The 23,608-nt window shown below is 66.5% G+C and carries 24 protein-coding genes; 13 read left to right on the top strand and 11 right to left on the bottom strand.

The features are described from left to right. Nucleotides 1-10: 10 nt before the first annotated feature. The 4 genes from ACIQ3B_RS09075 to ACIQ3B_RS09060 all read right to left on the bottom strand — a co-directional run bounded on the left by ACIQ3B_RS09075 (nucleotide 11) and on the right by ACIQ3B_RS09060 (nucleotide 5,736). On the bottom strand, nucleotides 11-1,399 hold the full coding sequence (locus ACIQ3B_RS09075; RefSeq protein WP_397401768.1) for an ABC1 kinase family protein: 1,389 nt from the start codon (nucleotides 1,397-1,399) through the stop codon (nucleotides 11-13). 4 nt (nucleotides 1,400-1,403) lie between these two features. Continuing rightward, nucleotides 1,404-1,898, bottom strand: a complete 495-nt coding sequence (locus ACIQ3B_RS09070; protein ID WP_397401766.1) for a DUF427 domain-containing protein — start codon at nucleotides 1,896-1,898, stop codon at nucleotides 1,404-1,406. A 202-nt stretch (nucleotides 1,899-2,100) separates the two neighbouring features. Then, nucleotides 2,101-4,143: a redoxin domain-containing protein gene (locus tag ACIQ3B_RS09065; protein WP_397401764.1), complete on the bottom strand. Its 2,043-nt coding sequence runs from the start codon at nucleotides 4,141-4,143 to the stop codon at nucleotides 2,101-2,103. A 153-nt stretch (nucleotides 4,144-4,296) separates the two neighbouring features. Beyond that, entirely contained in the window at nucleotides 4,297-5,736 is a 1,440-nt protein-coding gene (locus ACIQ3B_RS09060) for an MFS transporter (RefSeq protein ID WP_397401762.1), read from the bottom strand. A 143-nt stretch (nucleotides 5,737-5,879) separates the two neighbouring features. Here ACIQ3B_RS09060 and ACIQ3B_RS09055 point away from each other — a divergent pair, with 143 nt between their 5' ends. Continuing rightward, entirely contained in the window at nucleotides 5,880-7,508 is a 1,629-nt protein-coding gene (locus ACIQ3B_RS09055; protein ID WP_397401760.1) for a GMC family oxidoreductase, read from the top strand. Between the two features lie 131 nt (nucleotides 7,509-7,639). Here the strand turns inward: ACIQ3B_RS09055 and ACIQ3B_RS09050 are convergent, their stop codons facing one another. From ACIQ3B_RS09050 to ACIQ3B_RS09035, 4 genes are all read right to left on the bottom strand, one after another. Continuing rightward, entirely contained in the window at nucleotides 7,640-8,572 is a 933-nt protein-coding gene (locus ACIQ3B_RS09050) for a hypothetical protein (RefSeq protein WP_397401758.1), read from the bottom strand. A gap of 211 nt (nucleotides 8,573-8,783) precedes the next feature. After that, entirely contained in the window at nucleotides 8,784-11,279 is a 2,496-nt protein-coding gene (locus ACIQ3B_RS09045; RefSeq protein ID WP_397401756.1) for a M1 family metallopeptidase, read from the bottom strand. 131 nt (nucleotides 11,280-11,410) lie between these two features. After that, nucleotides 11,411-11,815: a hypothetical protein gene (locus ACIQ3B_RS09040; RefSeq protein ID WP_397401754.1), complete on the bottom strand. Its 405-nt coding sequence runs from the start codon at nucleotides 11,813-11,815 to the stop codon at nucleotides 11,411-11,413. Between the two features lie 73 nt (nucleotides 11,816-11,888). Further along, the gene (locus ACIQ3B_RS09035) at nucleotides 11,889-12,074 is read right to left on the bottom strand and encodes a hypothetical protein (RefSeq protein ID WP_397401751.1); all 186 of its coding nucleotides are present in this window, start codon (nucleotides 12,072-12,074) and stop codon (nucleotides 11,889-11,891) included. Between the two features lie 53 nt (nucleotides 12,075-12,127). Between ACIQ3B_RS09035 and ACIQ3B_RS09030 the strand changes: the two genes are divergently transcribed. Further along, a complete protein-coding gene (locus tag ACIQ3B_RS09030) occupies nucleotides 12,128-12,298 on the top strand; it encodes a hypothetical protein (protein ID WP_397401749.1) in 171 nt (56 codons plus the stop codon). Between the two features lie 2 nt (nucleotides 12,299-12,300). Here the strand turns inward: ACIQ3B_RS09030 and ACIQ3B_RS09025 are convergent, their stop codons facing one another. Continuing rightward, entirely contained in the window at nucleotides 12,301-12,804 is a 504-nt protein-coding gene (locus tag ACIQ3B_RS09025) for a YbjN domain-containing protein (RefSeq protein WP_397401747.1), read from the bottom strand. A 139-nt stretch (nucleotides 12,805-12,943) separates the two neighbouring features. Next, nucleotides 12,944-13,192, bottom strand: coding sequence for an accessory factor UbiK family protein (locus tag ACIQ3B_RS09020; RefSeq protein ID WP_397401745.1), 249 nt, complete (start codon nucleotides 13,190-13,192; stop codon nucleotides 12,944-12,946). Between the two features lie 113 nt (nucleotides 13,193-13,305). Between ACIQ3B_RS09020 and lgt the strand changes: the two genes are divergently transcribed. The 10 genes from lgt (at nucleotide 13,306) to ACIQ3B_RS08970 (ending at nucleotide 22,233) form a co-directional block, all read left to right on the top strand. Next, on the top strand, nucleotides 13,306-14,190 hold the full coding sequence (gene lgt / locus ACIQ3B_RS09015; protein ID WP_397401743.1) for a prolipoprotein diacylglyceryl transferase: 885 nt from the start codon (nucleotides 13,306-13,308) through the stop codon (nucleotides 14,188-14,190). A 10-nt stretch (nucleotides 14,191-14,200) separates the two neighbouring features. Continuing rightward, entirely contained in the window at nucleotides 14,201-15,250 is a 1,050-nt protein-coding gene (locus ACIQ3B_RS09010; protein ID WP_397401741.1) for a class I SAM-dependent methyltransferase, read from the top strand. Between the two features lie 3 nt (nucleotides 15,251-15,253). Then, a complete protein-coding gene (gene pgeF / locus ACIQ3B_RS09005) occupies nucleotides 15,254-16,018 on the top strand; it encodes a peptidoglycan editing factor PgeF (protein ID WP_397401739.1) in 765 nt (254 codons plus the stop codon). 73 nt (nucleotides 16,019-16,091) lie between these two features. Further along, nucleotides 16,092-17,027, top strand: a complete 936-nt coding sequence (locus ACIQ3B_RS09000; RefSeq protein ID WP_397401737.1) for a ribose-phosphate pyrophosphokinase — start codon at nucleotides 16,092-16,094, stop codon at nucleotides 17,025-17,027. A gap of 106 nt (nucleotides 17,028-17,133) precedes the next feature. After that, nucleotides 17,134-18,183: a hypothetical protein gene (locus tag ACIQ3B_RS08995; protein ID WP_397401735.1), complete on the top strand. Its 1,050-nt coding sequence runs from the start codon at nucleotides 17,134-17,136 to the stop codon at nucleotides 18,181-18,183. A gap of 130 nt (nucleotides 18,184-18,313) precedes the next feature. Further along, nucleotides 18,314-18,913 carry a 50S ribosomal protein L25/general stress protein Ctc gene (locus ACIQ3B_RS08990; RefSeq protein WP_397401733.1) on the top strand — a complete coding sequence of 200 codons (600 nt, stop codon included), beginning with the start codon at nucleotides 18,314-18,316 and terminating at the stop codon, nucleotides 18,911-18,913. Nucleotides 18,914-19,050: 137 nt separating this feature from the next. Further along, entirely contained in the window at nucleotides 19,051-19,668 is a 618-nt protein-coding gene (pth, locus tag ACIQ3B_RS08985) for an aminoacyl-tRNA hydrolase (protein ID WP_397401731.1), read from the top strand. 85 nt (nucleotides 19,669-19,753) lie between these two features. Then, nucleotides 19,754-20,851, top strand: coding sequence for a redox-regulated ATPase YchF (ychF, locus tag ACIQ3B_RS08980; RefSeq protein WP_397401729.1), 1,098 nt, complete (start codon nucleotides 19,754-19,756; stop codon nucleotides 20,849-20,851). A 21-nt stretch (nucleotides 20,852-20,872) separates the two neighbouring features. After that, entirely contained in the window at nucleotides 20,873-21,547 is a 675-nt protein-coding gene (locus tag ACIQ3B_RS08975) for a dienelactone hydrolase family protein (protein ID WP_397401727.1), read from the top strand. A 5-nt stretch (nucleotides 21,548-21,552) separates the two neighbouring features. Continuing rightward, the gene (locus ACIQ3B_RS08970) at nucleotides 21,553-22,233 is read left to right on the top strand and encodes a dienelactone hydrolase family protein (protein ID WP_397401725.1); all 681 of its coding nucleotides are present in this window, start codon (nucleotides 21,553-21,555) and stop codon (nucleotides 22,231-22,233) included. Here ACIQ3B_RS08970 and ACIQ3B_RS08965 read toward each other — a convergent pair. Next, entirely contained in the window at nucleotides 22,230-22,697 is a 468-nt protein-coding gene (locus tag ACIQ3B_RS08965) for a hypothetical protein (protein ID WP_397401723.1), read from the bottom strand. The genes ACIQ3B_RS08970 and ACIQ3B_RS08965 overlap by 4 nt on opposite strands. Before the next feature lie 69 nt (nucleotides 22,698-22,766). Between ACIQ3B_RS08965 and ACIQ3B_RS08960 the strand changes: the two genes are divergently transcribed. Continuing rightward, nucleotides 22,767-23,552, top strand: coding sequence for an aspartyl protease family protein (locus ACIQ3B_RS08960; RefSeq protein ID WP_397401721.1), 786 nt, complete (start codon nucleotides 22,767-22,769; stop codon nucleotides 23,550-23,552). The last annotated feature ends 56 nt before the right edge of the window (nucleotides 23,553-23,608 follow it).

Below are 23,608 nucleotides of genomic sequence, written 5' to 3'. Positions count from 1 at the left end.
GCCGGGGGGATCAGGCCGGGCGGCTTGCGTCCTTAGCCGGCGGCTTTGCGGCGCGGCCGCGTCGCTTTGGGGGCGAGCCAATCCACGGCTCGACGGTCTTGTGGATGTCGACACGGGCCTTGAGGCGCGCGGCCAGCAGGGCGGTGCCGCTGATCTTGCGCTGGACGAACAGGATGTCCGTCGGCGGCAGATGCCAGGCGCCGGAATCAGCTGCGATCTCCACACCCCGAACGCGCAGGGCCTCCACGAAGCGCCGATCCCCGAAGTCGAACAGCCCGGGCCGACTGAGCTCACCCTGGATCACGTCGATGATCTGGTCCACGGCCGCGCCGTGACGCGCGACGACGGCAGGGCCCAGGAAACCAGCCGCCAGGGCCGCGTCCCTTGCCGCGACCCGGTCCCCCGAAAGACTGGCGCGCAGTAGATCGCGGTAGCCCGCCACCGTTTCCGGCGCGACAGCCCGCGTGGCGCCGAAATCGAGCAGGACGAGCCGCCCGGTGCGGGGCTGAATACGGTAGTTGCCGAAGTTGGGATCGGTCTGCATCACGCCGAACTCAAACAGCTCGCGCAGGACCACCCTGATCAGGGTCTGCATCGCCGCGTTACGCGCATCCTGCGGCGCGGTTTCGAGAGATTCGATGGGGCGGCCTTCCAGGAACGTCATGGCCAACACGCCGGACGTTGTGAGATCCGGATCGAGGGTCGGAACGATCACCTCGGGCATATCGGCGAGCAACCGGCCGAGCAGCACCATCTGCCGGCCCTCTCGCTGATAGTCGGCTTCTTCGGACAGCTGGCGCTTCGCCTCGCCAAGCAACGGCCCGATCTCGAACCCCCGCGGCAGAACGCCCGACATCCGCAACAGGGTCGCGACGTTGTCGACATCGGCCTCGATGCTCTCGCGGACGCCGGGGTACTGGACCTTGATCGCCAGTTCCCGTCCGTCCCGGGTGATCGCCCGATGCACCTGGCCGATGGAGGCGGCGGCGATGGGGCGATGGTCGAAATGCGAGAACCGCGTGCGCCAGTCTGCTCCCCATTCCCGGGCCAGAACCTGTTGCAGCTGCGCCGCCGGCATGTGCTGGGCGTTGTCGCGTAGCCGCGCCATGATCGCCGAGAGTTCGGCGGGGAGCAGATCGCCGGCGTCCATGGAGATCATCTGACCCAGCTTCATCGCCGCGCCGCGCAGATGCGACAGGCGGTCGGCGACCTTGCCGACATTGCCCGGGGTGAGCAGCATGTCGCGCAACTGAGGCCGCTCGCCGGCGGCCAACCGACGGCCGCCCTCGGCGATCATGCCGCCCGCGACCGATCCGGCCAGACGTCCGAACTGACCCAGCCGCGAAAGCCGGCCCCGCGGGACCTGGCGACCGGGCGGATCGTTGATGTCCTTGCTCAATGGCTCACCACCCCTGGCTGCCGGGAACGCCCTTGAACGGCCCCGCGAGCCGGGAGGTGATCCAGCCGCCATAGAACCCGCCAGCCTGGGGGACGACCGTCTCGCCATCGACGCTGCAGCGGTCGAACGGCGCGGCATAGAAGGCGACGTGATCACGCAGGATCGCGAACGGCGCGGTCGGGTCCGGATAGCTCCAGCCGACGCGGGGCAGGACCCGATCACCGATCACCACATCCCAATAGACGGCCTGGCCCTTCCACTCGCAGAATGAGCCGCCGACCGCGCGCCGCAGACACCCCGGGGCGATATCGGAGGGTGGAAAGTAGTAGCTGGGCGGATGACTGGTCTCCAGGGTGCGGACCGCCGCGCGCGTCTCGGCCAGAACCAAGCCGGCATGGACGATGACCACATGCGCCGGGCTCAGTTCCGCCCGGGCCGGACGCGGGTAGGCCCAGACACTTTCCTGGCCAGGCGCAGGGGTCTCAGGGCTGGGCCTCAAAGGCCGGGCCTGGACGGGGAGCAACGTCGGGAGGTGGGCGACAGGATCATGCCTGTCGATATAGGCGGCGGAGCGGCGATGTCACCCGTCTGCGCGCGCTTTGGGGTCACAATGAGAATCCAGGCCCGGGACCTCAAACGATAAACCCCGCCATCTTGCGATGGCGGGGACAGAGCGCGACGCCTGGGTCAGGCGGGGTCGATCAGTTCGACGCGACCCCGGCTGGAGCTTTGGCTGATACCGGAGCCGAGGCCACCTTGTCCGGCGCCGGCTGGCTACGACGGCCGCCGCCGCGCATCATTTTCATGATGGGCTCAAATTCTTTCATGTCGATGCCGCCGTCCTTGTTGGCGTCGGCCAGGGCGAAGCGGGGGCGGATCGCATTGCCCAGGTCGCCCTTGAGCTCGTCGATCTGCAGCTTGCTGTCGATGTTTGAGTCCATCATGCCGATGAGACGGGTCTTCATCATGTCGTCGTCATAGGTGGTCTGGTTCGCGGCCGTTTCGTCGACCCAGCGGTAGCGCAGCTGGGTGAAGAACATCTCCTCGAAGGACTGGTCGCCCCAGGTGATTTCCTTGCTGGAATCCGGGTTGGCCGGGTTGCGCTTCGAGTTGTCGTAGACGTAGGTGGCGATCAGCTTGGAGCCGGCGGGCACCTTGATGGGCTCGGCGAACTCATACATCCGCTGCCAGTTGAAGTCGTAGCGCGGCACGTTCAGGAGCTGCTTTTCCGTGCCGTCCGGATAGCGGATCGACAGATCCGAATAGGTACCGCGGTAGTGGGCGTGGACCACCGCCGAATAGAGCAGCGCCTCATGCGGGAAGTCGAGGTAGGCCACCTCGCGGTGGGCCTCCGCGTTCGGCGGGATCTTGATGAAGAGGTTAGCGATGGTGTTCTCGCGCATCATCAGCTTCGGCATCTCACCCTTGTCGTAGAAGTAGAGGCCGATCTGCTGGGTAGAGAGCACTTCCTTTCCGAAGGGGGTGTAGTGCATCTGGTAGCCGATGGAGCCGCCAGCCGGGATGTAGGTGCCGATGTCGGTGGGCTGGACGATGCTTTCCATGCCGACCGTGTAGCCGCCGACGCTGCCGCCCCAGTTGCCCATGCCGCCCTGCTTGTTGGCGCCCGGCGGGATGTAGCCCGACAGGATGTGGTGCACGGCCTGACGCTGCTGAACACGGGCGGTGGAGGCCTTGAGCCAGCGGCCCTCGGTCAGGGGGTTGTCCATCACCGGGTACTGGTAGTCGACGATGCCGCTGGCCGGGATGGTGTAGGACGGAATGTCGATCACGAGATCGGGCTTGCCCAGCGGCCACTCGGGGGCCACGTGGCGCACCTCGGCCAGCTTGTCCGGGCCGTCGCCGCGCTGGGCGCCGGCTTCGATCCAGCGGACCAGGGTCTTGATCTGGGCGGGCGACAGGCCCTTGTCGTCCTTGAAATGGCCGACCTTGGGGTCGACGTCCCAGGGCGGCATGCGATCCGTGCGCACGGCCTCGCGGATCATGGGGGCGAAGCCCTTGACCTTGGCGTAGCCGTCCATGGCGAAGGGGGCGATGCCGCCCTCCTGGTGGCAGGCGATGCACTTCTGCTCGATGATCGGGACGATGTCGTTGGCGTAGGAGATCTTCTGGAACGCGGCCTGTGCGGCGGGGCTGCGGTCGGGGAATGTGATGACGGCGCCCTTGACGGGACGCTGCGCCATGGCCACCGGCTGGCCGGCGATCAGGGCGTCGATCGCCCTGGCTGCCCAGGCCGCCTTGCCGCCGTCGTTCAGCGGGCCACGATAGGCCACGGCCCATGTGCGCGGGTTGATCACGAACACTTCGGAGACATTGGACGCGCCGAGCTGGTCGCCGACCAGCTGGTTGTCGTCCATCAGCACCGGCAGGTTGAGACCCAGCGCCTTGCCCTCGGCCAGCACAGCGGCGCGGGTATCCCTGGCGGTGGAGTTCAGCAGCATCACCTGCACGCCCTTTGGCCCGTAGGCAGCCTGCAGGGCGGCAAGGGCGGCGGCGTTCTTGCGGATCTCGGGGCTGCCCACCGCGTGCATCACCAGCACGACGGCCTTGGCGTCCTGATAGCGGTAGAGATCCTGCGAGTGGCCGGAGGCGGTGACCAGCCGGAAGTTGTCTACCTGGGCCGGGGTGGCCACGGCGGCGGCCGGGGCCTTGGCGCCTGCAGTAACGGCGCCCAGGCCGAAGGTGAGCGCAAGGCCCAGGGCAGAGGCGATCATAACGCGGCGCATCGACGGATTCCCGAGAGGACAGACGGACACGGCGCGAGGGGCGCACCGAATATGCGGTATCCTATAGCCCATAAAGTGTTGTCAAATAAATGACGCACCCGTCATCGAACTCTACCTGATCACCGTGCGGTCGTTTTGCGTACAGGCGTGGGCTCACTCTGCCCTGACAACAGCCCGAAGGTTGGCGTCGTGGGTCGCCTTATCGATCCGGTAGAGCGTCCAGGTGGCCACGCTGAGCCCGCTGACCAGGACCATCAGCGGAATATAGACCCAGCCGACCTGCATCATCATGGCCAGCGTATCTGGCCCCGGTTTGGCTTTCTCGGGGAATCCGGCCCAGGCCAGCAACAGGCCGGGAAACGCCACCGAGATCGAGTTGACGATCCGGCTTGGCAGGCTGTCGGCGGTCATCAACAGGCCCTCGGCGCGATCCCCGGTCTGGGCCTGAACATCCTCGACGATGTCGGCCACCATCGAGGAGACGATGATGTAGCCGCCGATGATGCAAACCCCCGCCAGAAACGCGAAGCCGCCCAGCAGCATCAGAAGCTGCGGCGATGCAGCCCAGGTCAGGACGCCTGTCAGCTTGAGCAACATCGGCAGGTGGGTGATCAGTATGCTGGCCGTGAACAGCGAAAGGCAGGCCGGCTTCTTGCCGAACCGCTGGGCCAGACGGGGCGCAATGATCGCAGCAAGGATAGGCGTGGGGATGGCCAGGAGCGACAGGACCATGATGTCGCTGGCCTTCAGGCCCCAGAGGAAGGTGTAGAAATAGAGGCGAAGTCCGCCTTCCATGCCCAGCGCGACGCCCAGAAAGACACCGGCGCCCACCGCCACCAGGAAGTTGCGATTGCCGAGCGCCTTGCCCATGCGCTGGATCTGGACCTTGAGGCTGGCCCGCTCGGCGAAAGCGACCGGCTGGAACAGATACGGGATCGCGTGGCGGGTGCCCCAGGCCATCGCCAGGATGGAGGCAACGATGATCACCGAGATGGTCAGCGACAACGGCCCGTAGCCGTCCACATTCAACTGGCCGACCGGATGCTCCGGCGTGGCGCGCAGGAAGACGCCGTAGATCAGCACGGTGGCCAGCGCCGACGTGCCCGCGCCGATCATCCAGCGATAGCCGATCAGCACCGTGCGGTCGTGGTAGGCCTTGGCCAGTTCGGGGCCCAGAGCATTGCTGGCGATCTCGAAGATGCTGAAGGACACATTCACGAAGAGGCCCGTCGCCAGCACGTACCAGAACATCGAGTCGGCCGCCCAGTCCTGAGGCGGGCTCCAGCGAAAATAGAGGGCGATCGGGATCAGCAGGAGGCCTGCGATCAGGAACGGATGGCGACGGCCCCAGCGGGTCCGCGTCTGGTCCGAGGCGTTGCCGATCACGACATCCATGATGGCGTCGGAGAACAGCGTGGCCGAGAGCGCCAGCGCCACCACCGCCGCCGGCACGCCGATCACCTGATTGTAGAAAAACATCGCCAGCGCGCCCAGCGCGTTGAACGCGCCCGGGGCGGCCGAGCCCAGGCCATAGAACAGCTTGATGCGGAAACTGGCCTTCGGCGGTTCAAGACTGTCGTCCAAGATCGCCACGCACGGGCCTCCCAACGTCAAGCTTCTCCCCCCGGGCAGTGGCGGTGCAGTTCGTCGATTTGTCAATTCGCCGCGGGGAACCGAAAGCGGCAGGGACTGTGCGGCCTCTGGCGAAGGCGGTCGATTCCGCGCAAACAGGACAGATGACGCGGCCCGCAGAACCCCTCGACGGCGACTACGATTACATCGTGGTGGGCGCAGGCTCGGCCGGGTGCGTGGTGGCCAACCGGCTGTCGGCGGACCCAAAGACGCGGGTGCTGTTGCTGGAAGCCGGCGGGCGGGACAACTGGATGTGGTTCCACATTCCGGTGGGCTACCTGTTCGCCATCGGCAATCCACGCTCGGACTGGATGTACGCCACCGAGCCGCAGGCCGGGCTGAACGGAAGACCGATAAGCTATCCGCGCGGCAAGGTGGTGGGCGGCTCGTCCGCGATCAACGCCATGATCTCCATGCGCGGCCAGGCGGCGGACTATGACCACTGGCGCAGCCTGGGCCTGACCGGCTGGGGCTGGAGCGACGTGGCCCCGGTGTTTCGGCGGCTGGACGACCACTTTCTGGGCGAGACCGACCACCACGGCGTGGGCGGCGAATGGCGGGTGGAGGCGCCACGGGTGCGATGGGCCGTGCTGGACGCCATCGCGCGGGCGGCCGTGGAGATGGGCGTGCCCGCCACCGACGACTTCAACACCGGCGACAATTCGGGCGTCGGCCTGTTCCATGTGAACCAGAAGCGGGGTTTCCGCTGGTCGGCGGCGCGGGGGTTCCTGAAGCCGGTGCTGCATCGCGCCAACCTGCGTCTGGAAACCGGGGTGCTGGCGGACAGGGTGCTGTTCGAGGGATCGAGGGCCACCGGCGTGCGCTATCGCCAGAACGGCCGGGTGATGGACGCGCGGACGCGGGGCGAGGTGATCCTGTGCGCAGGGTCGGTGGGCTCGCCGATGATCCTGCAGCGCTCGGGCGTGGGGCCGGCGGGAGTGCTGGCGCGGCACGGGATCGCCGTGGTGCGCGATCATCCCGGCGTAGGCGCCAACCTGCAGGACCATCTGCAGCAGCGGGCGATCTACAAGGTCTCGGGCGTGAAAACGTTGAACGAGACCTATCACTCGCTGATCGGCCTGGGACTGATGGGGGCGGAGTACGCCCTGTTCCAGCGCGGGCCCCTGACGATGGCGCCCTCGCAACTGGGGATCTTCACAACCTCGGGACCTGGGCACGAGCGGCCCAACATCCAGTTCCACGTTCAGCCGCTGTCGCTGGACCGGTTCGGCGAGCCGCTGCACCGGTTTCCGGCGGTGACGGTGGCGGCCTGCAACCTTCGCCCCACCTCACGCGGGACGATCGGCCTGCGTTCGGTGGACCCGGCCGACGCTCCGGTGATCGACCCCAACTATCTGTCAACGGACGATGACCGCCGGGTCGCCGCCGACGCCATCCGCGTGACGCGGCGGCTGATGGGACAGCCGGCGCTGGCGGCCTATCGCCCGGCCGAGCACCTGCCCGGCCCCGGGGTCGGGGACGACGCGGCCGCCCTGGCCAAGGCCGCCGGCGACATCGGCGCAACCATCTTCCACCCGGTGGGCACGGCGAGGATGGGCCTGGGTTCTGACCCGACGGCGGTGGTGGACGCGCGCCTGCGGGTGATCGGCCTGCAGGGCCTGCGGGTGATCGACGCCTCGGTGATGCCGACCATCACCTCCGGCAACACCAATACGCCGACGATCATGATCGCCGAGCAGGGGGCGGGGTTTGTGCTGGCGGATGGGCGCTGAGGGCGCGGCGGATAGGCGCCAAGGCTTGGCGTCGATCAAGGCGCGTGGCGACTGGCTGTGATTGGGAGCGGACGTTGTGAACTTCTGCCTTCGGGGGCGAGCGGACTTCACCCGCGGCTGCGGTGCTCGATCTACTCGCGCAAGGCGGCAGCGGGTCGCGCGGCGGCGGCGGCCTCTTGTTCGATGCGCACCGCGTCGAGCATGTGGGTCAGGGCGTAGTTGCCCTCGTGGCAAGCGAACTCATAAAGCGGGCCACCTGGACGGAACACCATCTCGCCGCGCCAAGGGCGAGCGTAGAGGTTCGGGTCCTCGACCTCGAAAAGATAGGTGATCTCGGCCGGGCCGGTGCGGGTCAGGCGCTCGGTGACCTTGGCCCGCTCGGTCAAGGTGACGCCGAAGAAGGTGTCCGTGACGCCCATGGGCCAGCCGGTCGTGGTGATCACCAGGGTCTTGCCCTCCCACCGCCCGGTGGAGGAGCCGAGGCGCGACCCAGGTTCCGGCGGCAGTTGGGCGGACTTGCCGAGGCGGACGATGCGGTACTCGTGGTTCTTCTCGCCGACGAACACGACGGCGTCGGCCGTCTGCACGATAGCGACGTTGTTGTTTTCCGGGGAGTTGATCATCGGGGCCGCGGCGCCGGCGATGGTGAGGCAGCGATCGTCCGTGGCCCAGCCATGGACATCGCTGGTCGCTTGGCTCGCCTTCCGGGCGGCGCTGCGCGCCTCAAGCGCGCCCGGTTTCCAGGGAATCTTGCCGTCAACCGGATCGACGATCCAGGACGAGCGGATCTCGCCCCGGATTCGGGCCAGCCCTGGGCCCTGGTCCATGAACTCGCTCTCGTTCTGACCGATATCGTCCGGCGGGGAGGGGAGCCGGCCGGACAATGCCCGGCGTGGCGCCTCATACGCCTCGGCATCTGCCGGGGATACAATCAGGTCCTTGAGTTCGCGGGGCCGGACGAGCTGAGTGTACCAGGCATTGGTCCACACCCCGCTGAGCTCGTCCGCGGCGGTCGCGGGGCACGCCAATGCCAGCCCCGCCAGAATCCCAAGTACTCGCTTCATGCTTCCTCTCACGCCCCGGATAACATCGTCGCGCGCCGTAGGAAAGGTGACCGGTCTGAATTGCCGGTAGTCAGCGAACGACCGCTCAGGGTCGGACCACGACTTTAGCAGCAGGCCGAAAACCAGACCCTGAACGCCAGGACCGACAGCGGACCTCCCGAACTTCACCTAGGGGTGGGTGGGAATTACGGTGCAGTTGGAATTACGGTGGCTAGTTCTTCAGTCGCTCGGCGCGGAACACAGGATCCGCTGCCTGCAAGATCTTGAGCCGTAGCTGGCGATTGTAGGTCGGGCGCTTCGCGAGAAAATCCCGAATGTCCGCCGCCACCCGGGGGCTGCTGTGGTTGGACAGGTTGCCGGCAGCCCATCCCTCCGGGAAGAAAATGTCTCCGGTCGCCTGGATCTCTTCAAGCATGTCGAGGCTGGGCCTCACGAACCGTTGAGAATGCGCCGTGCGCAGGGGGTGATGCAGGTACGAAAGCGCCGTCAGCACCCAGCTCTCGTTGGCGCGGTTGGCTTCCTCGGCCAGCGACGCGAAGAACCTTTCCCGCACCGCCGGATCGGCCGAAAGCGAAGGCAGAAGATACGTCAGCCGGCGCCGGTCATCAGGGTTGGAAAGGCGCGCCATTTGCGCCTTGAGCACGACTTCGGCTCCCTCCGGGCGCTTGATCGCAAGTGCGGCGGCAAAATCGGTCTTCTCCCGTTCCGAAAGGCTGATCCCGGGAAATTCAAGCTTGCCCGCCCATATCGCCTCGATCCGGTCGAGCATGGCGGACGACAGCGATACGTCCCGCAACGTGGAAAGGTACAGCTTGCGGGTGCTGGCGGGGAGTGTCGCGTCGTTCAGGCGGGTCCACAGCACGTCCTCAAGCGGCTTTACGTTGGCAGATCGTTCGCGCTCGGGCAGGTACCTCCAGAAGGTCGTGCCGGCCTGCCGGAGCATCGTGCCGAGCAGGAGTTCGTTGTCCTCGTCCGCCAACCTTTCGACCAGGAATTTGAAATGGCTCCGGGGGGTGACCTTACGGTCGCCTTCCAGCATCTGCTCGTAGAGATTGACGAGCTGGGCGCCCTTCTGGAGGTGGGTCAGTCCGCCCCATCGCGCAGCAATCAATGACGGATCGACCGGGAACAGGCCGTATCCCCGGCCGTCCGAATTGAACAACAGCTTGTTCGCGCCCATTGCGACCGGCCGACCGTCGATTTCGATCTCGCGGGACTGCGTACCCAGCACATCGAACCGCTGGGCCCAGATGCGACCCCGGTTCTCCGGGTCACGCTGCTCGAGCCTGTTGTCCCGGTTCAGAACGAAGTCGGGGCGGCCGGCGGTGCTTACCCAGACCTCGCTCCATCTGGCGAGGTCTGCCGGCGTGCGCTTGTCGAGGATCGCGACCAGTTCGGGCCAGGTCGCGTTGCCATTGGCGAAGGTCGCAAGATACTCGCGCATGCCGGCGCGAAAGCCCTCTTCGCCGACGATCATTTCAAGCTGCCGCATCATGATCGGCGCCTTGTTGTAGATGATGCCGCCGTAGAGCGTGCCGGCCTCGTTGAGATTGCGCAGGCTCTGGAGGATCGGGTTCGCACCCGCCGTGCGATCAACCGCATAGGCAGCGGGGAAGCTCCTCAGGAGGAAGTTGAGGTCATGGTCGATCCCGGGAAAGCCGGGATTGACCATTTTGGCGGCCATGAAGTTTGCGAAAACCTCCTTGGTCCACACGTCGTCGAACCATTTCATGGTGACGAGATCGCCAAACCACATGTGTGCGGTCTCATGCGCGATCAGATTGGCGCGGGCGAGCTGCTGGGGTTCGGAAGGATCCTTCTCGAGAAACAGGTCCTCGGCGTCGTACTGGATCGCCCCGACATGCTCCATCCCGCCATACTGGAATGCGGGAATCGCCACGAAGTCGAACTTATGGAACGGGTACGGGATTCCCGAATAGTCCTCCATCCATTGGAGCGCCGCGGCATGTTGCTCGAAGATCGTGTCGAGACTGCGCGCGATCTTCTCAGGGTCGGTTTCCCGGTGCAGCAAGCGCATTGGCCGACCCCGCACCGTCCGCTCCACGACCTCAAACCTGCCCGCCACGAAACTGAACAGGTAGGACGGGATGAGGTCGCTGGTGGCGAACCGCAGGGTGGTTCGTCCGTTCACCGTCTCGCTCGATTTCAGCCTGGCATTGGCCAGCGCCTGCCAGGTCGCCGGGATATCGAGCGTCAGATCGTAGCGCGCCTTCAGGTCCGGCTGGTCGAACACCGGAAACGCGGTGCGCGCCCGATCCGGCACGAACAGTGTGTACAGATAGTCGGGATTGCGATTGAGCGACGAATCCCCGGCGACGAACTCGATCTCGACGACATTCTCGCCCTCGCGAAGCAGGGCGGCAGGCAAGACCAGATGCTCGGCGCGATGGTCGGGCTGCGTCCTGGTCCCGTTCACCGTTACGGCCTGAATCTTCTCCGCGCGCTCACGAAAGTCGAGCTGCAGGTCGCCTTTCGCCGATGTAAGCGCGAACCGCACGGTCTCGCGCGCCGTGATGTTTTCGTCCTTGTTGGCCGGGATGATGAATGTCAGCGCGTAGAAGACGTCTGAAAGCCGAGCTTTCCGTTCCAGGGCAAGTTCCAGCGAAACGCCGGGCGTCACCGGCAGGGCCTTCACGGGCGTCGCCACAAGAAAGGCCAGCGCAGCCAGAAGGTATGCCATTCTCATTTGCGCGCTTTCCAGATCCGCCGCTCAAAGCGGGCTGCTAGAGCATTTCGACCTTGCTCGCCAGTACGGCGGTCGGCAGTTGTTCCCGGCTATCCTGCCCGATCAGCAAGCGGCTGGGACGGGGGCAGCGGTCACTCGCGATTGTGGTCGGGATGGGACCGCGGGGTCAGCAGATGGAACAGGATACAGGCGGTTCCTACGCCGACGAGCGTCGCGCCGATATCGTGGGGGTCGAAGACCAGTCGGTTGCTCAACGTCTGGAACAGCTCCCAACAGAGCAAACCGGCGCTGCTGATCGATGCTGCGATGCGTAAAGCGCGGTTGAGGGATGCGGAGTCTGCGTCACGGTTCTGGTCGCTCCAGATGCTCAGCAGCACGAAGATTATCGCAATGGCGGCCGCAAAGTTAGGAAGCACACCGATCAGATAGTCGGCGATCCCCGGGAGGGACCACGCCAGATCGCGGATCCAGTGGACGGTTGTGAGGAGACCAAGCGCACCGATGCCAGCCAGCCCATATCGTGTTGAGACCCTCACTCACCGCGTCCTTTCCCTGGATCCGTGAGGAGTTGCCACAGGCGAACGGTTATCCGCAACGGGTCGAGGAACCTCACCCTGTCGCGAAGGCAGACCGAACCAGATTGCGGAGCACGGCGCGGATGCGCCCCCAGTCGGCTTCGGTTTGCAGGGAAACGCCACCGAAGGCTCCGGTCGCCTTCGCCGCCAGCGCCAGTTGCTGGACGGCGGCGATGAGGGTGGCGTTGATCGCGCCGTAGTCGGCGCCGTCGGGCGCCACGTGGTCGCCGCGTTACAGCATCGCGAGGGCGCAAGGCGGCTGGCCTGGCTGGCGTGTCCGCCATCGCCATCACAGCGGGAACTGGCGAAGGTATCGCCCTTGCGCTGGAACGCGATGGCGGGGCGTTCTCCATCGCCACCATCGCGGGCTTCCTGGGGCTCAGCGTCTGGCTGATTGCGACCGGCCTGAGGCTGGTCCGCCGTCGGGGGCAGGCCAGAGCCTGAGCCTACGCCTCGCCGACGGTCTCGAACATGCAGGCGGCGATGGCTTCCTGGGGGGTCTTGGCGCCGCGCAGGAGGAAGTCGAAGGCCGGGAAGAAGCGGTCGGCGGCTTCTACGGCCACATCGATCATGGCGGCGGCCTGGGCCAGGCTGGGCTGCTCGTTGGTCATCAGCGCCATACCGTTGCGGAAGATGATCTCGCCGTCTTCCCAGAGCTCGAAGTGGCCGAGCCAGACGCGCGGGTTAATGGTGGCGATCAGTTCCTGGGCGGTCGAGCGCCGAGTGACGGGCACCGACAGATCCATTGAAAGGCACAGTTGCAGGGTGTCGCCCTCGGGTCGCCAGGCGAACCAGAGCTCATAGTCCTTCCAGTCGCCGGCCAGGGTGAAGGCGAGATCGCCGTCCTCGGTGCGGTCGAAGGGCAGGTTCTCGGCCGTGAGGACGTGTTCGACCACATCCAGCGGGTCGTTCGTCAGAATGACGCTCTCATCAATCTGGGAGGTTTCCATCACGACGCCTTTCGCAACGGACGGGGCGCGGATCGCCGCTCCCGAATCGCCCGCAGGTTCGACCCTAAACCGTTTCTTGGGCCGGGTGTCAGCGGGTTCTTCCCAGAGGCGAGCAGCTTTCGCGTGACGTATAATGTGCTCACGCGGCCTTGCCGCCTTTTTTGGGCTTTGCGGCGGCTTTCAGGGCCTCGACCTCGACGCGCAGGGCCGCGAGTTCGGCCTTGAGGGCGTCGTGGTCCTCGCGGCGGACGAGGTCCATCTCGGCGACCAGCCGGTCGGTCTGACTGCGGAAGGCAGCCTTGGCCTCCTCGCTGGCGGCCTGGGCCATGCCCATGGCGGCCGTCGTCAGTTTGGAGATCTCGTCGAGGATAGGATTCTGGGTCTGCATGTCATCAATCCGGAGCCTTGGGGCCCGTCCAGACCTCTATATGGCCTCTCGGGGGATGAAAGCGAAGACCTTCTCGGTTACATCCTGTTGCGAACGCTGGAGTCCGCCCGAACGTGCCCTTCCCTGAAATCGAACCCATCGTCCATATCGGGTCGTTCCCGCTGCAGTTCGGGCCGCTGGCGATCCGCTGGTATTCCCTGGCCTATATCGCCGGCATCCTGATCGGCTGGCGCTATGCGTCCAGCCTGTTGCGCAACGCCAGCCTGTGGACGCGCCGGCCCGCGCCCTTCACCCCGGCGCAGATGGACGACCTGATCCTGTGGATCACCATCGGCATCATCGTCGGCGGCCGGCTGGGCCATGTGATCTTCTACACGCCGACCATGATCTGGCTGGATCCCATCGGGATCTTCAAGACCTGGGAAGGCGGGATGAGCTTCCACGGCGGGGTGATCGGTGTCTCTATCGCCATGATCCTCTTCGCCGTGCGCAACAAGCTGGACCTGCTGCGGATCGCCGACGTCATCGTGGCGGCCTATCCGATCGGTCATTTCCTGGGACGGTGCGCCAATTTCATCAACGCCGAGCTCTGGGGCCGCCCCACCGACCTGCCCTGGGGCGTGGTGTTCTGCAACAAGGTAGTGGAGCGCACCTACGGCAGCTGTCCCGCCGGGATGGTCCCGCGCCACCCGAGCCAGCTCTACGAGGCCCTGTTCGAGGGACTGGTGCTGTTCCTGATCCTGATGTGGGCGACCCATGTGGCCAAGCTGGGCAACCGGCGCGGCGTGATCGCGGGCCTGTTCCTGGTGTTCTACAGCGTCTTCCGCATCGCCATCGAGACCGTCCGCCAGCCGGATGCGGGGCTGGAGAGCCTGCCCCTGGGCCTGACCATGGGGATGTACCTGTCGATCCCGATGGTGGTGGGCGGGCTCTATCTGATCTGGCGCGGGATGCGCGAGCCGCTGCCGCCGTTGCTGCCAGCGACGGCAAAGGCGTGACGCCCGGGCCATGAGCCTGCGCCAGCGGCTGGCCGCCCAGATCACCCAGACAGGGCCGCTGACCATGGCCCAGTACATGACCGCCTGCCTGCACGACCCCGAGTTCGGCTACTACGCCACACGCCCGGCGCTGGGCGCCGACGGTGATTTCATCACCGCGCCCCTGATCAGCCAGATGTTCGGTGAGTTGATCGGCGTCTGGGCGATCTCGGCCTGGCAGGCGATGGGCGCGCCGCCTCGCTTCGTGCTGGCCGAGATGGGCCCGGGCGACGGGACGCTGATGGGCGATGTGCTCAAGGCCGGTCGGCTGGTCCCGGCGTTCCTGGCGGCGGCGCAGGTGTGGCTGGTGGAAACCTCCGCGCCGCTGGCCGCGCGGCAGCGCGAACGGCTGGGCGCGGAGCCCCGATGGACGTCATCGCTGGACGGGGTTCCGGGCGGGGTTCCGATGCTGCTGATCGCCAACGAACTGCTGGACTGCCTGCCTGCCCGCCAGTTCGTGCGTAGCGTGACCGGCTGGGCCGAACAGGTGGTGGGACTGAACGCGGCGGGGGAGTTGCAGCGGGGTCTCGTGCCCGCCGGGATCGCCCTGCCGGACGCGCGCGACGGGTCGGTTCTGGAGCGCTCCGGGCCGCAGGAAGCTTTGGGTATGGCGCTGGCCGAGCGGCTGGTGCGGGATGGCGGGGCGGCGCTGCTGATCGACTATGGTCGCGCGACGCCGGGATATGGCGACACCCTGCAGGCGCTGCGCCGGCATATGAAGGTCGATGCCCTGTCCTGCCCCGGCGAGGCCGACCTGACGGTGCATGCGGACTTTCCGGCCGTGATGGCGTCAGCGGAAGCGGCCGGGGCACGCACGGCCATTCTGACTCAGGCCGCCTTCCTGGCCCGTCTGGGCATTGGCGAGCGGGCCGAGGCGTTGATGCGCTCGCGCCCCGACAAGTCCGCCGCCATCGGCCGCCAGCTCAACCGGTTGGTGGGCGCCGACCAGATGGGCGATCTGTTCAAGGCCTGCTGCCTGTCCTCGCCCGGATGGGTTCCGCCCGCATTTGAGGAGGCCTGAGACATGAGCAACCTGCCTGTGTTGACGTCGAGGCTGCTAGATGTCGCCGGCGTGCGACATGCCTTCTTCACGCGACAGGGCGGAGTCTCGACGGGGATCTATGAGGGGCTGAATGTGGGTGTGGGCTCCCGCGACGCACCCGAGGCGGTGGCCGAGAACCGACGCCGCGTCGCCGCGCACCTTGGCGGAGACCTGGTGACGGCGTTTCAGGTCCACTCGGCCCGCGCGGTCGTGGCCGAGGGGCCCTGGCCAGGCGCGATCCCCGAGGCCGACGCCGTGGTCAGCGCGACCCCGGGGGTGATCTGCGGGGCGCTGGCCGCCGATTGCGCGCCGATCCTGATGGTCGATCCCCGGGCGCGGGTCGTGGCCGCCGCCCACGCCGGCTGGCAGGGCGCGCTCAACGGCGTGACGGAAGCGGCGATCATACAGATGGAGACGCTGGGGGCGCGGCGGGATCGGATCGTGGCTGCGGTGGGGCCCTGCATCGGCGCAGCGTCCTATGAGGTGGGGCTGGAGTACATGCAGCGGTTCATCGAGGTCGATGCGGCCTATGGGCGGTTCTTTTCGGCAGGCGTCGCCCCGGACAAGCGCCAGTTCGACCTGCCCGCCTTCGTGCTGGCGCGGCTTGAGGCGGCGGGGATCGGGGCCTGCGAGGCGCTGGGCCGGGACACCTGCGCCGAGCCTGAGCTGTTCTTTTCCAACCGCCGGGCGTTCAAAACGGGCGAGCCGGACTACGGTCGATTGTTGTCAGGGATCGTGCTGATCTAGCCCTCGGCTATGGACTCAGGCCAACCCGCTGATACAAGCGCGCGCATCGCTGCACCGAGTCTTGGGGGGTCCGATGAAGCTGCTGGCCGGCAACTCGAATCGCACGCTGGCCCAGGCCGTCGCGTCGCACCTCGACCTTCCTCTGACCCGCGCCCAGGTGAAGCGGTTCGCCGACAACGAGATCTTCGTCACGATCGACGAAAACGTCCGCGGCGAGGACGTGTTCGTGATCCAATCCACCAGCTATCCCGCCAACGACAATCTGATGGAGTTGCTGATCTGCATCGACGCGCTGAAGCGCGCCTCGGCCCGGCGGATCACGGCGGTGATGCCCTATTTCGGCTATGCCCGGCAGGACCGGAAGACCGGCGGCCGCACACCGATCTCGGCCAAGCTGGTGGCCAATCTGATCACCCGCTCCGGCGCTGACCGCGTCCTGACCATGGACCTGCACTCCGGCCAGATTCAGGGCTTCTTCGATATCCCCACAGACAACCTGCTGTCCGCGCCGCTGCTGGCCGCCGATATCAAGGAAAACCATGCCAAGACCTCGGAACTGATGATCGTGTCGCCGGACGTAGGCGGCGTGGTGCGGGCGCTGGCCGTGGCCACGCGGCTGAACGCCGAGCTTTCCATTGTCGACAAGCGTCGCTCGGCGCCGGGCAAGAGCGAGGTGGCCAACATCATCGGCGACGTTTCCGGGCGGCGCTGCATCCTGTTTGACGACATGATCGACGGCGGCGGCACGCTGACGAATGCCGCCCAGGCCCTTATCGACAACGGGGCGCTGGAGGTGTCGGCCTATGTCACCCACGGGGTGCTGTCCGGCGCGGCGGTGGAGCGGGTGAACAGCTCGATCCTGAAAGAGCTGGTGATGACCGACAGTATCTCGCCGCCGGACCGGGCCAGCGATGGCGGCAAGATCCGCTATGTCAGTTGCGACCGGCTGATCGGCGAGGCGATCCGCCGTATCGCCAACGAAGAGAGCGTCTCGAAGCTCTTTGATTGATCCATTGCAACGGCGACGCTTGCCCAAATCGCGGGGACGCGGCTAAGGCTTGCGTGCTCGGGGGCGTGCGCCAGTTTTGACCACTCGCAAGAGGGGAAGCCGTTCGATGCCGACCAGACCCTTCATTCGCCACAGCGTTCCCGCCATCCTGCTGGCAGTCCTGATGGCGAGTTGCGCAGCGCCGCCAAAGGCGCCGCCACCGCCGCCGCCGCCGCCGCCGGTCCCCACCGTGAGCCTTTCGCCGCAGGTGGTGCAGGCCGCCAGCGCCTATCGCTATTACATGACACGCAGCGCGGCGATCACGCCGGACTTCGCCGACGGTGACGGCATCGCCCGCGCTGTCCAGATGGGCGCGGCCTATGAGCCAACGCAGATGGTGCGCGGCGCCATCGCCTATGCCGCCGTCGTGGCGCTGCAGGACAAGGCCTTTGTAGATAACGTGCGGATCTATGCCCGCGACCCCGCCCAGCGCCGCGAAGTGATCAACGAGCTCCTGAAGAATCCGGCCTATGTGGCGGGCATGCCCGATTCACCCAGCGCGGCGGGCCTGGTGATCGCCAATCTGGGGAGTGACTCCCAGCGACTCTACGACACGGGCAAGGCTGTGAAGCAATCGGCCTACGATCTCCAGAAACAGCCCTGGTCAAAGGCGGACATCAGCGGGCGCGAGGCGCGGCTGGCGGCGGCAAAATCCGTGTCGGTCACCGCCATGGCGGGCGACATGGCCGAAACCGCCCGTTTGCAGCAGAATTCCATGGCCCTGCCCGCGGCGTCGTTGTCGGCGCCCCCGGCCAGCCCACCCTACACGCCCACCGTCATGCGCGGCCTGGCGATTGCGGCTCTGGCGGTTCTCGGCGAGGCGCGCGACAGCGACATGGCCACCATCAACGGGCTGATGAGCGAACCCAACATCGGCGGCTGCATGGGCTCGGCCAAGCTCAACCTCTATCAATGCCTGGCAGTGGCGCGGCCGCACTATGAGGACGCGTTCTGTCTGGGCCAGCACGCCCTGATGGACACCGGGCGCTGCATGATCCGCGCGAGCGGCCTGACCGAGCCCTACGAGGCCCGTTTCGTTCCCGACGCCAGCTCCATAAACAAGGGCATGGGCAAGAAGCCACCGGTCCGAAAAAGACCGGCGCGTAAAGCCACCTGAGAAGAGCGCGTCGGCGCCGTTGCGTCCGGCGGGTCAATTGTGTATCTACGCCCACCTTTCGACCCAACCGGGTTCCAGATTTCCGTCGCCGCGCGCGAGCCGCGCGGCGGATTTGTTTTGAGGCATGGCCATGGCCGACATCATTCTGAACGTTGAAGTGCGTGATCGTACCGGCACCGGCGGCGCACGCGACACCCGCCGCGCGGGCAAAGTCCCCGGCGTTCTGTACGGCGGCTCCAAGGATCCCGTGGCCATCGCGGTGAAGTCAAACGAGTTCCGCAAGGCGCTCTACACGGGCAAACTGCTGGGCCACATGGTGACCCTGAAGTACGGCGACGAAAGCCAGCCGGTGATCGCCAAGGCCGTCGACATGCATCCGGTGACGGATGAGCCCTGGCACTTCGACCTCTACCGGGTCGACGCCGACCAGCAGATCAAGATCGAGGTGCCGGTGCACTTCATCAACCAGGAAGCCTCCCCCGGCCTGAAGCGTGGCGGCACGCTGGGCGTGATGCTGCACACGGTGCTGGTGGCCTGCCACGCCGATTCGATCCCGGAAGAACTCGTGGTCGACCTGACCGGCCTGGAAATCGGCGGCACGGTCCGCATTTCCGACCTGAAGCTGCCGGCCAAGGTGGACGCTGCGATGGACGCAGACGTCGTCGTGGCCTCGATCACCATGTCGCGCGCTGGCGTGGGCGATGCGGCCGCTGAAGGCGGCGAGGCCTAAGCGCTCCGATCATCCCGGCGAATGCCGGGACCCAGATGGGATGGCTCAGGCCATGAACCCGGCAGTTCGGCAAACATCCAGCCAGCGCTCGCGCCATAAGATCTGGGTCCCGGCATTCGCCGGGATGAGCGAGTAGGATGCTCATCATCGCCGGTCAGGGAAATCCTGGCCCCACCTACGCGAAGAACCGGCATAACATCGGCTTCATGGCCGTGGACGAGATCGCGCGCCGCTGGAACTTTCCGGCAGCGCGTTCGCGTTTTGACGCCCAGGTCAGCGAGGGCGAGATCCCGACGCCGGTCGGCCCGGTCCGCACCCTGCTGATCAAACCCAAGGGCTACTACAACGAGAGCGGCCGCTCGGTTGGCCAGGCGCTGAAGTTCTTCAAGCTCGACCCTGCCAGCCTCGTGCTGTTCTACGACGAGATCGACCTGGCGCCCGGGCGCTTTCGCATGAAAACTGGCGGCGGCGCGGCGGGCAACAACGGGGTGCGCTCGGTCACAGCCTCCGTGGGACCGGACTTCCGCCGGGCGCGCCTGGGGACAGGCCACCCGGGCGACAAGGCGCTGGTCCACGGCTATGTGCTCTCCGACTTCCACAAGGCCGAGATGAAGTGGGTGGAGCCACTGCTTCAGGCCTGTGCCGACGCCCTGCCCCTGCTGGCCGCCGGCGAGGACGAGAAGTATCAGACCGAAGTGATGCGCCTGGCCCCGGCCGAGAAGGTCGATCCGCGCAAGCAGGCGCGCGGCGACTGAGGCGCGAGGCAGCATACCTCTCCCGCTTCGCGCCGCCGCCGCACCGTGCTAGGTGGCGCGCCTCAATTCAGGAACTGATTTCTCCATGGCCCTCAAAGTCGCGATCGTTGGCCTGCCGAACGTCGGCAAATCGACCCTCTTCAATGCGCTTACGCAGACTGCCGCAGCCCAGGCCGCGAACTATCCCTTCTGCACCATCGAGCCCAATACCGGCGATGTGGCGGTGCCCGAACCGCGCCTGGACGCGCTGGCGGCGATCATCCCATCGAAGGAAATCATCCCGTCGCGGATCAACTTCGTGGACATCGCCGGCCTGGTGCGCGGCGCCTCCAAGGGCGAGGGACTGGGGAACCAGTTCCTGGCCAACATTCGCGACTGCGACGCCGTGGCGTTCGTCACCCGCTGTTTCATCGACGACGACATCACCCACGTTGAGGGGAAGGTGGATCCTCTCGCCGACCTGGAGACCATCGAGACCGAGCTGATGCTGGCCGATCTGGAGAGCCTGGAGAAGCGGGTCACCAACCTGGAGAAGCGCGCCAAGACCGGCGACAAGGACAGCGCCCAGACGCTGCGCCTGGTGCAGGCGGCGCTCGTGGAGCTGAACGCCGGCCGCCCGGCGCGCACGGTCAAGGTCGACGCTGAGGATGAGAAAGCCTGGCGGATGCTGCAGCTGCTGACGTCAAAGCCGGCGCTCTATGTCTCCAACGTGGACGAAGCCTCTGCCGCAGAGGGCAACGAAATGTCGCGCTCCGTCGCCGAACGGGCCGCCCGCGACGGCGCCGACCATGTGGCCATCTCGGCCCAGATCGAGAGCGAGATCGCCATGCTGGATCCTGAGGAACGCACCGAGTTCCTGGAAACGCTGGGGCTGGCCGAGCCGGGGCTGAACAAGCTGATCCGCGAGGCCTATCACCTGCTGGGCCTGCAGACCTATTTCACGGTGGGGCCCAAGGAGGCCCGCGCCTGGACCATCCACAAGGGCGACACCGCGCCCCAGGCGGCCGGCGTGATCCACACCGACTTCGAGAAGGGCTTCATCCGGGCCGAAACCATCGCCTACGATGACTACGTCCGCCTGAAGGGCGAGGCCGGCGCCCGCGAGGCCGGAAAGTTCCGCCAGGAGGGCAAGGAGTATGTCGTCCAGGACGGCGACGTGCTGAACTTCCGCTTCAACGTCTGATCTGGACCGAAAGGGACCAAGATGGCCGAAATGATCAAACTGGCCGGCGCTGACGGCTTTGAGTTCAATGCCTGGCACGAGCAGGCCTTCACCCCCCACAAGGGCGGCGTCATCGTGATCCAGGAGATCTTCGGGATCGATCGCCATGTCCGCGCCGACGTCGAGCGCTGGGCCAAGATGGGCTATGAGGCGATTGCGCCGGCCATGTTTGACCGCCTTGAGCGCGAATTCCACGCCGAGCACGACGACGAGGGCATCAAGGCCGGGATCGCCCAAGCGCGCGCCACGCCGCTGGAGCAGGCGCTGGGCGACATCGCCGCCTGCCGCGACTTCCTGAACAAGCACGGCGGCAGGGTGCATGTGGTGGGGTATTGCTACGGCGGCTCGCTGACCTGGCTGGCGGCGTGCAAACTGACCGGCATCGCAGCGGCCTCCAGCTACTATGGCTCCATGGTGCAGGCGAACGCCGCGCTGAAACCGCTCTGCCCGAGCATCGTCAATCTGGGCCGCACCGACCCGGGCATTCCGGCAGACGACGTGGCCGCCGCCATTGCCGAACATCACGGCGAGAGCGTGCCGGTCTATATCTATGAAGGCGCAGACCACGGCTTCAACAACGAGAGCCCGGAACGCTACAGCGCCGAGGCGGCAGATCTGGCGCGCCATCGCACGCTGGAATTGTTCGATAAGGCCTGAGCGGGGTGGGCGAGACCGTCCAGCTCACCAGCGCGAAGGATGGGTTCGCCTTTGACGCCTGGCGGGCGCCTACCGCCGACGCGCGGCGTGGCGGGTTGGTGGTCTGCCACGCCATCTGGGGGGTGACGCCGCATCTGCGCGAGCTGGCCGAGGGCTATGCCGAGGCCGGATACGAGACCCTCTTGCCAAGCCTGTTCGACCGGTTACAGCGCGGGTTCGCAGAACGGGATACCGATCCTGCCCTGCAAAGTCGCCAGATGGGATTTGGCGAGGCTACCCGGTGGGGCGCTGATGTGCTGGACGCAGTGCAGGCCGCCATCGACGCCCTGGCGCCGCCGGTGTTCGTGATGGGCTTCTGCTACGGCGGTACAGTGGCCTGGCTGGCCTCGGCGCGCTGCATGGGCGTCTCGGCGGTCTCGTCGTTCTATGGCGGCCAGATCCCGGACTATCTGGACGAGACGCCGCGGGTTCCGACGATCCTGCATCTGGGAAAGACCGACGCGCTCATCCCACCGGCCTCGGTGGAGGCCATCCGCGCCGCTCATCCGGACATGCCGGTTCATATGTATGAGGCCGGCCACGCCTTCGTCGCGCCCAACGGCTTTCACGGCGACAGCGCCAACTTGTCGCGCCTGCGCACCCTGCAGCTGTTCGCCCGCACCGGCAGCGGGCGCGGCGAAGTCTAGACCTCGATCTGCTTTTTCACGTCCGGATGCCGCTCCAGCACCCGCACCAGCGCCGCCTGAGCCGCCAGGATGCCGATACCGGCGGCATAGCCGCAGAACACGCCCACCAGCGGACGGCCGCCGGTGGCCGCGCCGGCGATCTGCCAGTACATGAACGCTGCGGCTCCACCCAGCAGGGCCACGCCGCCGAGGATCGAGCCCACGGTCTGGCCGAAGCCGGCCTGATAGGTCGACCAGACATAGCTGGCCAGAGGGCGACGAAGCTGTGCCACGACCAGCGGGATCAGCAGGGACATGGCCATGAACCCTGCCGGCCACAGCAGTGTGTGTTGCATGAGCCGGGCAGCCTCTCCCGGCAGACGGCCAAAGGCGTGGACGGCCGCTCCGGCATAGATAAGGCCCGCGATCAGAACGGTCAGATCCTGGGTGCGTCTGAAGGTTTTCCAGGCGGGAATGTGGGCCATGGCCCAATCTAGTTGGCCTCTGACGTTAGAGGTAGGGTCGAAACCGGGAATCGCGCGTTATCATTTGCCGTGGCGCACCCTGGTCCCTCCATCCCTGTCCTGATGATCGCAGCCGGGCTCGCCGCCCCGGCATGGGCGGGCGAGGTGGTCTGCCGGTTCGACGAAGGCGTGATCGTCGTGCCCGCCGAGGTGGCCGGGATCGCGGGCGACTACATTCTCGACACCGGGTCGGCGCAAACCACCCTGCATGAGACCAAGGCGCAGACCGAGGGGATCGAAGCCACCGAGCTGGCGGGCCGTGTCCGGCTGGCCGGGGCCGAGATCGAGGATCAAGCGCTGAAGGTGGCGGACCTCGATGTGCGTACCTGGAACCTGCCCAGCGCCGTGATCGGACTGATCGGGGCTGACGTGCTGAAGGGGTTTGTGGTCGATGTGAGCTTCTCGCCCTGTCGCGTGCGGCTGTCGCGGCCCGGCAAGGCTCCACTGTTCCGGGGAAGGCCGATGACGCTGGAATGGGACCTGGGTCGGCCTACAGCGCGGGCCTCGGTCTCCGACGATGCGCATGCGGTGATCGGACCGTTTGTGATCGCGACAGGATCGAGTGCGCCGGTGCGTCTGGCGGACGACCTGGCCACGGCGAGCGACGGCGGTTCGCCGGAACTCTATCCGCAGGGCGTATGGCTCGCCCGACTGCCGCAGGTGACGTTTGCCGGCCGGATCGGGCGTGACGTGGCCGCCGGGCTCATGAAGCCCGAGGGCGATGTCGTGGGTGTGCTGGGAGGCCCGGTGCTGGCGCGCTTCAGGCTGCGATTTGATTTTCCGGCGGGGCGACTGACGGTCGCGCCCGCACGGTAGAACGGACAAGGACTCCGGATCGCTCCGGAGCCCTCGAATCCATCGCAGAAGTCCAT

The sequence above is a fragment of the Phenylobacterium sp. genome, from assembly GCF_044358365.1.
Lineage (GTDB): Bacteria > Pseudomonadota > Alphaproteobacteria > Caulobacterales > Caulobacteraceae > Phenylobacterium.
The sequence above is the reverse complement of the archived record's forward strand: the minus strand, read 5'-3'. Positions and strand labels throughout refer to the sequence as shown.